11 protein-coding genes are annotated in these 12,615 nt (G+C 64.6%); 7 read left to right on the top strand and 4 right to left on the bottom strand.

Annotation, left to right across the window (positions count from 1 at the left end):
* Positions 1–147: 147 nt before the first annotated feature.
* The 7 genes from C3F36_RS09630 (at position 148) to C3F36_RS09600 (ending at position 8,093) form a co-directional block, all read left to right on the top strand.
* On the top strand, positions 148–2,577 hold the full coding sequence (locus C3F36_RS09630) for a heavy metal translocating P-type ATPase (RefSeq protein WP_104454980.1): 2,430 nt from the start codon (positions 148–150) through the stop codon (positions 2,575–2,577).
* Complete coding sequence (gene cueR, locus C3F36_RS09625; RefSeq protein WP_010676100.1) at positions 2,574–2,963, top strand: Cu(I)-responsive transcriptional regulator; 390 nt, start codon at positions 2,574–2,576, stop codon at positions 2,961–2,963. The genes C3F36_RS09630 and cueR overlap by 4 nt, the downstream gene beginning before the upstream one ends.
* 153 nt (positions 2,964–3,116) lie before the next feature.
* On the top strand, positions 3,117–4,271 hold the full coding sequence (locus C3F36_RS09620) for a GGDEF domain-containing protein (RefSeq protein WP_039039690.1): 1,155 nt from the start codon (positions 3,117–3,119) through the stop codon (positions 4,269–4,271).
* A gap of 30 nt (positions 4,272–4,301) precedes the next feature.
* Complete coding sequence (locus tag C3F36_RS09615) at positions 4,302–4,565, top strand: YihD family protein (RefSeq protein WP_010676098.1); 264 nt, start codon at positions 4,302–4,304, stop codon at positions 4,563–4,565.
* Positions 4,566–4,762: 197 nt separating this feature from the next.
* Positions 4,763–6,211 carry a cytochrome c oxidase accessory protein CcoG gene (gene ccoG, locus C3F36_RS09610; RefSeq protein ID WP_010676097.1) on the top strand — a complete coding sequence of 483 codons (1,449 nt, stop codon included), beginning with the start codon at positions 4,763–4,765 and terminating at the stop codon, positions 6,209–6,211.
* 74 nt (positions 6,212–6,285) lie between these two features.
* Positions 6,286–7,275, top strand: coding sequence for a serine/threonine protein kinase (locus tag C3F36_RS09605; RefSeq protein ID WP_039039688.1), 990 nt, complete (start codon positions 6,286–6,288; stop codon positions 7,273–7,275).
* 209 nt (positions 7,276–7,484) lie between these two features.
* Positions 7,485–8,093 (top strand): thiol:disulfide interchange protein DsbA/DsbL, encoded by a 609-nt coding sequence (locus C3F36_RS09600; RefSeq protein WP_053287991.1) that lies wholly within the window; start codon positions 7,485–7,487, stop codon positions 8,091–8,093.
* 80 nt (positions 8,094–8,173) lie between these two features.
* On the opposite strand, the gene phnE is transcribed toward C3F36_RS09600, so the two are convergent.
* The 4 genes from phnE to pncB all read right to left on the bottom strand — a co-directional run bounded on the left by phnE (position 8,174) and on the right by pncB (position 12,615).
* Positions 8,174–9,721, bottom strand: coding sequence for a phosphonate ABC transporter, permease protein PhnE (gene phnE / locus C3F36_RS09595; protein ID WP_104454979.1), 1,548 nt, complete (start codon positions 9,719–9,721; stop codon positions 8,174–8,176).
* Positions 9,709–10,470 carry a phosphonate ABC transporter ATP-binding protein gene (locus tag C3F36_RS09590; RefSeq protein WP_043153387.1) on the bottom strand — a complete coding sequence of 254 codons (762 nt, stop codon included), beginning with the start codon at positions 10,468–10,470 and terminating at the stop codon, positions 9,709–9,711. Before C3F36_RS09590 ends, phnE begins: the two co-directional genes overlap by 13 nt.
* On the bottom strand, positions 10,467–11,312 hold the full coding sequence (locus C3F36_RS09585; RefSeq protein WP_043153390.1) for a putative selenate ABC transporter substrate-binding protein: 846 nt from the start codon (positions 11,310–11,312) through the stop codon (positions 10,467–10,469). The genes C3F36_RS09590 and C3F36_RS09585 overlap by 4 nt, the downstream gene beginning before the upstream one ends.
* Positions 11,313–11,436: 124 nt before the next feature.
* A complete protein-coding gene (pncB, locus tag C3F36_RS09580) occupies positions 11,437–12,615 on the bottom strand; it encodes a nicotinate phosphoribosyltransferase (protein WP_104454978.1) in 1,179 nt (392 codons plus the stop codon).

Here is a 12,615-nt window from a genome sequence, read left to right as displayed (position 1 = left end):
GGCGCCCGTTTGTTCTCTGGCAGCAAACGGGCGCCGTTTTTTCATCTGCAAAAAGTGGATCATGTGGCTTGAGCTTACCCTTACAGTAAAGGTTAGGGTTTGCCAGTCGGCGTTTTGTGGTGCCGACGGGTTCCGGGGAGGAACAACATGAGCACTCATCTTCAATCACCCATTCATCTGCAGTTGCCGCTGAGCGGCATGAGCTGCGCCAACTGCGCCGGCCGCATCACGACCGCCCTCAACAAGCTCGACGGGGTATCGGTCACCGTCAACTTCGCGCTGGAGCAGGCGGCTATCGAGCTGACCAGCCCCGACCGTCTGCCGGCGGTACTGGAGAGCATCAAGGCGCAGGGTTATGACTACGGCAGTGAGACCATCCTGTTTCAAATCACCGGCATGACCTGTGCCGGTTGCTCGGCCCGCCTGAACAAGACGCTGGCGGCGCTGCCCGGCGTCATCTCCGTCGACGTCAACTTCTCCATCGAGCAGGCTCGTATCGTGCTGGTCCCCGGGATGCTGACGCCCGCGGCCCTGCGCGAGCAGATCGAGGCCCTCGGCTTTGGCGCCCAACTGGCGCAGGGCTCGGCCAGCGGCCGCCGCCAGCAGTTGCTGGAGCGGGAAGCGCAGGAGGCCGCCAGCGCCCATCAGGCGCAAACCCGGGTCATCGTCTCGGCCCTGCTGACCCTGCCGCTGCTGGCGGGGATGCTGGCCATGGCTGGTCTGCTGCCCTGGCATCTGCCCGCCTGGCTGGAGCTGGTGCTCGCCACCCCGGTGCAGTTCTGGATCGGGGCCCGCTTCTATCGCGGCGCCTGGCTCGCCATCAAGAACCGCTCCGCCAACATGGATGTGCTGGTGGCCACCGGTACCAGTGCCGCCTACTTCTACAGCCTCTATCTGCTGCTGACGTTGGGGATGGCCGCCAGCGGCAAGCTCTATTTCGAGGCGAGCGCCATCATCATTACCCTGATTTCGTTGGGAAAACTGCTGGAGGCTCGGGCCAGACGCAGTACCCAGTCCGCCATTCGCGAGTTGATGGCGCTGCGGCCGGAAACCGCCACCGTCTGGCGCGGCGAGCGCTGGCAGAGCGTCGCCATCGACGAGGTGCTGCGCGGCGACAGGCTGCAGGTGCTGGTGGGGGATCGGGTGCCGGTGGACGGCAGAATCGCGAGCGGCGAGAGCGAGCTGGACGAGTCGATCCTCACCGGCGAGAGCCTGCCGGTGCCGCGCGGCGAGGGCGACAAGGTGCTGGGCGGCGCCATCAACCGCTCCGGCGTGCTGGAAATTGAAGCCACCACGGTGGGGGAGGACTCCAGCCTCAGCAAGATCATCGCCCTGGTGGAGAACGCCCAGATGGGCAAGGCGCCGCTGCAACAACTGGTGGACAAGGTCTCCGCCGTGTTCGTGCCGGTGGTGATGGCCATCGCCCTGTTCACCCTGCTGGTGTGGTACGCCATCACCAGCGACTTCGGTCAGGCCCTGCTGGCGGCGGTAGCCGTGCTGGTGATCGCCTGTCCCTGTGCGCTGGGGCTGGCGACGCCAGCGGCCATCGTCACCGGTACCGGGGTGGCGGCGCGCCACGGCATTCTGATAAAAGACGTGGATACCCTGCAGAAGGCCCACGCCATCAAGGCGCTCATCTTCGACAAAACCGGTACGCTCACTCAGGGCAGGCCTGTGCTGGCCAGCTGGAGCGGCAACGACGAGCAACTGCGCCTCACTGCCGCCCTGCAGCAGGCGAGCGAACACCCGCTGGCGCTGGCCATGCGCGAGGCGGTCGGCAAGGAGGCTACGCTGCCCCAGCCGGAAGCGGTGGAGGTGCGGGTCGGTGCCGGTATTGTCGGTCAGGTTGATAGTCACACGGTCGCCATCGGCAATGGCTCTTTGCTGGCCCAGCTCGGCATTGAGGTGCCCGCGCAGGATATACCGCCTGCCGACGGCGCGACCCGGGTCTGGGTGGCCATCGACGGCGTGGTAGCGGGCATTGCGGCGCTGGCCGATACCCTGCGCCCCGAGAGTCCGGATGCCATCGCCACCCTGCGTCAGCGCGGCATCGCCAGCTGGCTGGTGAGCGGTGATGCGCCGGCGCCGGTGGCCCATATCGCCGCCAAGCTGGGGCTGGACGGGGCCTTTGACTCCGTGCTGCCGGCCGGCAAGGTGGAAAAAGTCGAGGCGCTGCGGGCGCAAACCAGCGGGCTGGTCGCGATGGTGGGAGACGGGGTGAACGACGCCCCGGCGCTGGCGGCGGCGGATGTGGGTATCGCCATGGGCTCCGGCTCCGACGTGGCGATGGAGACCGCCTCCATCACCCTCATGCGATCTGACCCGCGGCTGGTGGCCGATGCCATCGACATCTCGGCGGCCACCTGGCGCACCATCCAGCAGAACCTGTTCTGGGCCTTCGTGTTCAACATCATCGGTATTCCGCTGGCGGCGCTGGGTTACCTCAGCCCCGAGCTGGCGGGGGCGGCCATGGCCTTGAGCAGTATCACCGTCTTGAGCAATTCCCTGTTATTGAAGCGCTGGCAGCCCCGGGCGGGCAGCCTGCGTGCATCTGAATCCCAAAGGAGTCATTCATGAACATCAGCAAGGTCGCCAAGGCCACCGGCCTGACCGCCAAGACCATCCGCTACTACGAGAGCATCGGCCTCATCTCGTCACCAGTGCGCAGCGACAACGGGTATCGCAGTTATACGGATGCCTCCCTGCGGGAGTTGCGCTTCGTCAAGCGGGCGCGGGAGACCGGCTTCAATCTGGAGGAGTGCCAGGAGCTGCTGGCGCTCTATCGGGACGAGCACAGAACCAGTGCCCAGGTGAAGAAGCTGGCCCAGGAGAAAATCGTCGATCTGCGCTCCCGCATCGCCGGTTTGCAAGCCATGCTCAGCGCCCTCGAGGAGGTGGTGAGCTGCTGTCACGGAGATGCGAATCCCCAGTGCCCCATCCTCGACGAGCTGGAGAAAGGGTGAGGGAGGGTTGCGCCATTCGACCCTGCAGAAAAGGGACTGTCGGGGCCTGTGCGGGAGAGGACGCGCTGAGTGGCAGCTTAATAGCGGTCGATTGATTGTTGAGCAGGAAAGGGGAGTGTTAAACTGTGCGGCTCTTGTACAGGGAGTACCCAGTTGACACAGAGTGTGAAATATCAGGTGCGGCGGGCCATCATGGTCCAGCTCTATACCCATGCCTCCTTCAGCCTGCCTTGCCTGGGGCTGCTGGCGATCAGCTGGAGCCTGCTGTTCCACGATTACCTGCCGGCCAGCGAGTCGCTGGGCTGGCTCGGTCTGGTCCTGCTGCTGTTGCTGGGGCGCTGGTGGCATCTGCGCTGGCGCCAGCCCAGGCTGGCGGAGCTTCCGCTGCCGGTGCTCGAGCGCGAGCTCTTTGTCGGGGTGACCATCACCTCCATCGTCTGGGCACTGGGCGTGCTGCTCTACATGGACAAGCTGCCCGACACCTATCGTGCCGCCATGATGATGCTCTCCAGCCTGATCCTGACCGGCAGTGCCATCATGCTGTTCGGCAGCCGTCGTACCCTCTATGGGGCCGTGCTGCCCCTCGGGTTTGCCATGTTGTTCGAGCTCAGTGGCGGCAACACCCAGGAGCGTATCGTCTCCTGCATGCTGGCGGGGTATCTGTTCGTCTTTCTGCCGACCCTGCTGCGGCGCCTGCGGCGGGATCAGGTGGCCTCTCTCTACCACAGTTTTTCCAATGCGGATCTGGTGGCCGAGCTGAAGGCGGTCTCCGAGCACCTCAAGCTCACGTCCCGCCTCGACGGTCTGACCGGTATCGCCAACCGGGCCCATCTCGACGACTCCCTGGCGCGCGCCTGGCGTCGCTGCCACCGTGCCAGGGCGCCTCTCTCTCTGGTGCTGGTGGATGTGGACTACTTCAAGCAGTTCAATGATCACTATGGTCATCAGGTGGGGGACCAGTGCCTGCAACAGGTGGCGAGCCTGCTGGCCGAAGTGCTGCGGCGGGAAGACGATCTCGCTGCCCGTTACGGCGGAGAGGAGTTCGCCCTGCTGCTGCCCTGCACCACCTTGCAGGGGGCAATGCAGATCGCCGAGCAGGTGCGTACCTCGTTGCGAGCCCTCGGCATTCCCCACCACAAATCCCGGGTCTCGGGGCGGGTCAGTTGCAGCTTCGGGGTGGCGACCCTGGTGCCGGATCAGCATCACTCCATTGCCGAGCTTATCCAGAAAGCGGATGCGGCGCTCTATCAGGCCAAGCATAATGGCCGGGATCGTATCGAAGTAGCCTTGATGGGTAAGGTTGCCTGAGTTTCACAAGACAGATTAAAGAGGTCGTCTATGCAATGTCATCGTATCGAAGAGCTGCTGGAACTGCTGCAGCCTGCCTGGATCAAGGAGCAGGATCTCAGCCTGGTGCAGTTTGTTGCCAAACTGGCCGAGGAAGCGGGATTTGACGGTCCGCTGTCCGCACTGACCGACGACATGCTGATCTACCACCTCAAGATGCGGGAATCCGACAAGCAGGCGATGATCCCGGGGCTGGCCAAGGATCACGTGCCCGACTTCAAGGAAGCCCTGCTCAAGGCCCGCGGCATCAAGTAATCCGGGCGTCACATCGCCATCAGAGAAAGGTTTCAAGAGAATCTGTGAAAAGGCGCATAGTCAACTGGCTATGGGCCTTTTTTGTTGCCTGAAATTGCGACGGGACTCGAACTATAGATACATTTAACCCACACAATTAGCAGGTTGTTTAAGATATAATCGCTTTCATAACAATATGAGTGGAGCGATGTGTTGCAATGGCCGACAAGGACAAGATCGACATCAAGGATGTGACCGGTGACGTCACCGGGACTTTCAATCCCAACACCTTCAAGGCGGGAGATGACAGGTTCAACCCCGGCAACCGCATCTATGTCCGCTCCCAGACCGGCTACTGGCAGCGGGTGCGCAAGGCCATGGGCTGGTTCTTCGTCGCGCTCTTTGTCCTCCTGCCCTGGCTGCGTTATGACGGCCGTCAGGCGGTGCTGTTCGATCTGGAGCACCAGCAGTTCCATATCTTCGGTGCCACCATCTGGCCGCAGGATCTCACCCTGCTGGCCTGGGTCTTCATGATCGCGGCCTTCGCACTCTTCTTTGTGACCACCTTCCTGGGCCGGGTCTGGTGCGGCTACCTCTGTCCCCAGACGGTGTGGACCTTCCTGTTCATCTGGTTCGAGGAGAAGCTGGAAGGGGCCGCCAACAAGCGTCGCAAGCTGGATGCGGCGCCCTGGAGCGGCGAGAAGCTGGCCCGTAAGGGCGCCAAGCACCTGGCCTGGATCCTGCTGTCGCTGGGCACGGGGCTGACCTTCGTCGCCTACTTCCAGGATGTCTTCCACCTGGTGCCCGATTTCTTCACCCTGCAGGCGGGAGGCTGGGTCATCTTCTGGGTGCTGTTCTTCGCCGCCTGCACCTATGGCAACGCCGGCTGGATGCGCGCCATCATGTGTATCCACATGTGCCCCTATGCCCGCTTCCAGTCCGCCATGTTCGACAAGGACACCTACATCGTCGGCTATGACAGCCAGCGTGGCGAGACCCGCGGTGCCCGTGGTCGCAAGGCCGATCCCAAGGCTCTGGGGCTGGGGGACTGCATCGACTGCGACCTCTGCGTGCAGGTCTGCCCGACCGGCATCGACATCCGTGACGGTCTGCAGTACGAGTGCATCAACTGCGGCGCCTGTGTCGACGCCTGCGACCAGACCATGGAGCGGATGGGGTATCCGAAAGGGCTCATCAGTTACACCACCGAGCACAAGCTGGCCCACAGTGAAACCCAGGTGGCGCGGCCCAAGCTGATTGGCTATGGCCTGGTGATGGTCGTCATGCTGGGGGTTTTCGTCTATAACGCCATGTCCATCATGCCCATGGGGCTCGACATCCTGCGGGATCGCAACCAGCTGTTCCGGGAAAACAGCGAGGGGCTCATCGAGAACACCTATACCCTGAAGATCCTCAACAAGACCCTGAACTCCCAGACCTACCGGCTGGACGTGGAAGGGCTGCCGGAGTACCAGTGGTTCGGACCCCGCGAGGTGACACTGAAGGCGGGCGAGATCTATACCCTGCCGGTGAGCCTGGCGGTGGATCCCTTCAACCTGAAGCGCCCCACTCTGGACGTCCAGTTCGTGCTCAAGCGGGAAGGCGCGGCGCCGGATGACAGCAAGGGGACCTTGCGCCAACCGAGCAAGTTTATCAGCAGGTTGTGACGGCAAGGCGCACCGCCATGCACGGAAACGGCAGACAGTGGTGATAGAATGGGGCGCAACAGCGCCCCTTTTCTATGGTGGATGACATGCGTTTCAACTATTCCGACCTCAATCCCGATCTCATCATGGATGCCATCGATCTCAGCGGCTTGCGCATCGACTCCGGCCTTATCGAGCTCAACAGTTACGAGAACCGCGTCTATCAGTTCCAGGATGAGGATCGCCGTCGCTACGTGGTGAAGTTCTACCGTCCCGGTCGCTGGAGCCGGGCACAGATCCTAGAAGAGCACGCGTTTGCCGCTCGCCTCTGTGAAGCTGAGATCCCGGTCGCCGCTCCCATTGCCTTTGCCGGCGAGACCCTGCTGGAGCATCAGGGCTACCCGTTTGCCATCTGGCAGAGCGTCGGGGGGCGTCAGTTCGAGGTGGACAACCTGGACCAGCTGGAGTGGGTGGGGCGTTACCTCGGTCGCATTCACAGCGTCGGTGCCAGCCATGCCTTTCATCACCGGGTTCCGCTGGATGTGGAGAGCATGCTGCACGAGCCGCGTCAGTTGCTGGCGGCAGGCGAGTGGTTGCCGAGCGGGCTGGCCAAGTCCTTCTTCGGGGTGCTGGACGAGCTGATCCGGCACGTATGCGACGCCATGACCCTGGACGTGGCGCGCATCTCCCTGCATGGGGACTGCCACCCGGGCAACATCCTGTGGCGTGACGGCCCCCTGTTTGTCGACCTCGACGATTGCCGCACCGGCCCCGCCATCCAGGATCTCTGGATGATGCTGAACGGGGAGCGTCATGAGCAGCAGATCCAGCTCGATACCCTGCTGGCGGGGTATGAGGAGTTCATGGAGTTCGACCCGCGGGAGCTGGCGCTCATCGAGCCGCTGCGTGCCATGCGCATCGTCCACTACATGGCCTGGCTGGCAAGACGCTGGGAAGATCCCGCCTTCCCCCGCCACTTCTCCTGGTTCAACACCGAACACTACTGGCGCCAGCAGATTGCGACCCTGCATGATCAGCTCGAGGCATTGAAGGCCCCGCCGCTCAGCCTGATGCCGCAGTGGTAGGGGCGTGAACCCGGCAGATCGCCACGCCACGGGGCGTCCGCTGGTGGTGTCGCCCGCACCATTGCCACAGCGGCAAGGTGCCCGTGGGAGGCGGGATGGCGGTCCCGCCTGTCTGCCTTTGCCATTGACGGCACGAGGGTGAGGCAATAGGCTTGGACTGCTTCGGTTCGCCGGGCGTGCCTCACAGTGATCCCTTAACAGGAAACGTCATGAAAAAAGTACTATTTTTCCTCGCTGCCATGCTGATGATCCCCATGGTTCACGCCGCCCCGCAATTCAAGGAAGGTGTCAACTATGACGTGGTCAGCCAGACCGGCAGCGCCCAGCCGGAAGTGATGGAGTTCTTCTCCTATTTCTGCCCGCACTGCGCCAAGTTCGAGCCGATTGCCGAGGATCTGAAGAAGAGCCTGCCGGAAGGCGTGCCGATGAAGAAGAACCCGGTGGCCTTCCTGGGCCGTGAAATGGGTCCCGAGATGCAGCGTGCCTACGCCGTCGCCAATCTGCTGAACGTGGAAGGCAAGCTGACCCCGGCCATCTTCGACAAGATCCACACCCAGCGCCAGATCCCCCAGAGCCGTGGTGACGTGAAGCAGATCTTCGTGGACAACGGCGTGCCGGCCGAGGAGTTCGACGGTGCTGTCGACAGCTTCGCCGTCTCCGGCATGGTCTCCCAGTTCGACCGCAACACCGAGAGCTACAACGTGCGCGGCGTGCCGGCCTTCCTGGTGAACGGCAAGTACATGGTGAAAATCGAATCCATCACCTCCCAGGAACAGTTCAACCAGCTGGTGCAATTCCTGCTGGCGAAGAAAGACTGATCCAGACTGACCTCGTGAAAAAAGGCCCGCCGGTGCAAACCGGCGGGCTTTTTGTTTATCAGGGCCATGTAAGGCGGGCCTCAGATCTGGCAATCCCGCTGGCTGGGGGCCGGGCGAGGCAAACGGGTGCGGCGGCTGAGGGCCTCCGCCAGCCAGACCAGCAGCAGTATGGCCAGCAGCAGGGTGGCGGTCTGGTCGTAGCGGAACAGGCTGAGCGAGACATAGAGCTGCTGTCCCAGGCCGCCGGCGCCAACCACGCCGAGTATGGTGGCGGCCCTCAGGTTCATCTCGCCGCGATAGAGGCTGTAGGCCAGCCACTGGCGCGCCACCAGGGGGAACACCCCGTACCAGAAGCAGGCCGTAGGGCCGGCCCCGCTCAGCTGCAAGGCGAGGCGAGGGGCGGGATCCGCGTTCTCCAGGGTCTCCACGAACAACCGCGCCAGCACCCCGGTGGTGTGCAGGGTCAGCGCCAGTATGCCCGCCACCGGCCCCAGTCCGACCGCGATCACCAGCAGGCTGGCGAAGATGAGTTCGGGCACGGAGCGCAGCAGGTTGAACAGCAGCCGCAGCGGCCAGCAGTGGCGCGCGAGGCAGGCCAGCGGCAGGGCCAGCAGGGCGCTGAAGAGGGTGCTTAGCAGCGCCATCTGCACCGTATCGAGCAGGCCCATAGCCACTGTCTTGAGGAAGGGCCATGACCAGTCCGGTCGCAAAAACTCCCCCAGGAAGGTGCCCAGGCCCCCCAGTGAGAAGCTCAGCATGCGCCAGTCGAGCTGATACAGCGCGAGGACAGCGGCCAGCCCCAGGCAGATCAGCAACAGCAGGCCGGGGGAGCGGCTGTGGCGCAGCCAGGCGCTGAGGCCATCCGCGAGCGTCACCAGCAGGATGAAGGCCAGCAGCAGGGTCACCACCTCGCCACCGGCAAACATGCGCAGGGAGAGTTCGAGCTGCTGACCGAGCCCGCCGGCGCCGACGAAGCCCATGATGACGGAGGCGCGCAGGGCGCACTCCCAGCGGTAGACGGTGTAGGAGAGCAGTTCCTGACGCACCGCAGGCAGCACGCCGTACCAGAGCGCCTGCAGCCGGCCGCTACCGCCCAGCAGCAGGGCGCGGGCCGGTTGCTGGGCACCGCTCTCCATGATCTCGTTGTAGACCTTGGCCAGCATGCCGCCGTAGCTGACGGCGATGGCCAGGATGGCGGCGAGCGGCCCGAGCCCCGACAGACGCACGAACAGCAGCGCCCAGATGAGCTCGGGCAGGCTGCGCAGCACGATGGCGACGAGGCGCGAGAGGGCCCGCAAGGCGCCGCGCAGCGGGCTGGGCACCGGCCCCAGTTCGGCCAGCGACAGGGCGCGGGAGCCGAGCAGGGCGAACGGCACGCCGAGCAGCAGGGCGCCCGCCAGTCCCAATGTCGCCACCGCCAGACTCTCCAGGGTCGCGGTCAGGGTCAGGACGAGGAAGTCCCGATCCATGCGGGGCGGCCAGCTGGTGACGAGGAAGTTGCCCATCTGCCGCCAGCTCTGGCCGTCGAACAGGCCGAGCCAGCCGTCGGCCTGTTGCCACAGGCTGTAGCCGATGAGCAGCAGCAACCAGGGCAGGGGATGGCGCCAGCGGCTAGTCAAATTGAACACGCCGCCGCCTCGTCATCACCGGCGTAGAGCTCGGCCAGCATGGCCGGGGTGACGGCCGCCGCCGGACAGTCGAACAGCACTCGCCCCTCCCGCAGGCCGATGATGCGGGGGAAACGGCCGAGCGCCAGCTCGACCGCATGCAGGTTGGCGATGAGTGTGCTGCCCCGGGCGCGGGCCTGTGCCAGCAGGGCATCCAGGCTGCCTTGGGCGAGCACGGGATCGAGGGCGGAGACGGGCTCGTCCGCCAGGATCAGATCCGGCTGCTGATAGAGCACCCGTGCGATGCCGACCCGCTGCAACTGGCCACCGGAGAGCTCGCCGCAGCGCTGTTGCCACTTGTCGGCGAGGCCGAGGCGCGCCAGCTCGGCTAGCGCGCCTTCGGGGTCGCAGGGGCGCAGCAGGGAGAGTAAGGAACGGCCGAGGGACCACTGACCGAGCCGGCCGGCCAGCACGGCGGTCACCACCTGCTGGGAGGCGGGCAGCGGCGGTTGCTGCCAGACCATGCCGATCCGGCTGCGCAGCCGCTGGCGGTCCCGGGTGGAGAGGGTCCAGGGATCCTGGTCCCAGAGGGTGAGCCTGCCTTCGCCGCGCAGCTCGGTGCCGAGCAGCCGCAGCAGGCTGGTCTTGCCCGCGCCGCTCGGCCCTATGATGGCCACGCACTCGCCTGCCGTTATCTGCAGGTTGAACGGCTGCAGGATGCGGCTCTGGCCGAGCCGCAATCCTTCCCCGTCCAGCGCGACGGCGATCACTTCAGCAGGCCGGCCTGGGTGGCGGCGGCTTCGATGCCCAGGTAATTCTCGGGCTTGGTCTCGATGAAGCGGGTAGCGCGTTGCAGCTTGAGGATCTCGGCCTGGGCGGGCACCGCCGGATCCAGGCTGAGGAAGGCTTGCTTGATCTTCTCTTGCAGGGCCGGATCCATATCACCGCGTACTGTCCAGTTGTAGTCAAAGTAGGTCGGGGTGGTCCAGATCACCTTGACCTTGGTGGTGTCGACCTTGCCCTCTTCCACCAGTTTCTCCCACACGGAGGCGTTGAGCGCACCGGCCGGCACCTTGCCGGAGGCGACCCAGGCGACGGTGGCGTCGTGGGCGCCGGAGAAGGCGACGTGGGCGAAGTCACGTTCCGGGTTGATGCCCTGCTCGGCCAGGAAGTGGCGTGGCATCAGGTGACCGGAGGTGGAGGAGGGGGAGCCGAACGCGAAGTCCTTGCCCTTGGTGTCGGCCAGGGTCTTGATGCCGCTGTCGGCATTGGCGATGAACTTGGAGGTGAACTGGGCATCTTCCTGACGCTGCACCAGGGGTACCACCTTGTCGGCACGGCGGTGTGCCTGCACATAGGTGAAGCCCCCGAGCCAGGCCATGTCCAGCTTGCCGGCGGCCAGCGCCTCGACCACGGCGGCGTAGTCGTTGACCGGCACGAACACCACCTCGCGGCCTGTTTTCTCGGCCAGGTAGTCACCCAGGGGGGCAAACTTGCGCTGCAGCTCGGTGGGGGCTTCGTCCGGGATGGCGGAGACCCGCAGCGGTTCGGCGGCGACGGCGCTCAGGCTGGCGAGCAGGGTGGTGAGGGCGAATATCCATCTGGAGGTCATGAGTGGTTCCTTGTGGTCTGGCGTTCGAACAAGCGAAAGGTCCGACGGGGGCCGGACCTTTCAGGTGAGTCATGGTAGGGGGCCATCGGCGCAGTGCGCAAGATGGGACACTCAAAAAGGCGTCTTATACCCCGACGTGGAAGGCCTGCTTGAGGTTGCGGATGAAGTCCGCGTCCCGGCACAGGGTCTTGCCCGGGCTGTCGGAGATCTTGGCGACCGGGCCGCCGTTGCACTCCATCAGCTTGAAGACGATGTTCATCGGGGTGACGCCTGGCAGATCGCAGGTGAGCTTGGTGCCGATGCCGAAGCTGGTGTTGATGCGACCACTGAAGTGGCGGAACAGCCGGACTGCCTGGTCGAGGTCGAGGCCGTCGGAGAAGACCAGCGTCTTGGTGGCGGGATCGATACCGAGGCGCTGGTAGTGGCTGATGGCCTTCTCGCCCCAGACCACGGGGTCACCGGAGTCGTGGCGCAACCCCTGATATCGGCTCGCCAGCTCGAAGTCGAAGTCGCGCAGGAAGGCATCCATGGTGATGCAGTCGGTCAGGGCGATGCCGAGGTGGTTGGTGAACTCGTCCAGCCAGCTGGTGAGGGCCGCGCGCTGGCTGAGTTCCAGCGGGAAGCCGAGTTGCTGGTGAGCCTGGAACCACTCGTGGGCCTGGGTGCCCACCGCCGGCAGCCGGTATTTCTGGGCCAGCTGGTAGTTGCTGGTGCCGCGAAACGCCGGCAGCCGATCCTGGAGGCGGCCCACCACGGCATCCTGCACCGCATGGGAGAAGCGGCGGCGGGTGCCGAAGTCGATGAGGTTGAACTCGGTCATCTCCTCCCGGCTCAGCTCCCGTTCCAGCTTGTCGATCTTCTGGTCGAGCCGCTCCAGTGCCTGGCTGACGCCGAACTGGGGGTAGCGGAAGCGGTTGCGCATCTCGCTGATGATGGCGAGCACCGGGATCTCCCACAGGATGACGTCCTGCCAGGGCCCTTCGACCCGCACATTGATGCGGCCATCCTGCTCGAACACCTTGAGCAGGGAGGCATCCAGCGGCTTGCGGCGCAGGTGATCCAGATAATCCGGGGTGAAGAAGGGGCGCTCGGCCAGAAAATCGAGCTCGGGTCGGGTCAGCCGCAGGGAGCCGGCGAGGCGCAGCTGCTCCTCGATCTCGCCCATCATGGGCAGCAGATCCTCTTCGTTGCGGCTGTGGAATTCGGCCACCACCTCGGCATCCGGGTAGCGATGGAACACAGCCTGCTGCATGTGCAGCTTGTAGGCATCGGTGTCGAGCAGGCTGTTGAGGATCGGGGGCAT

The organism is Aeromonas sp. ASNIH2, from assembly GCF_002934795.1.
Lineage (GTDB): Bacteria > Pseudomonadota > Gammaproteobacteria > Enterobacterales > Aeromonadaceae > Aeromonas > Aeromonas caviae.
This window is presented reverse-complemented; position numbering and strand designations above follow the sequence as displayed.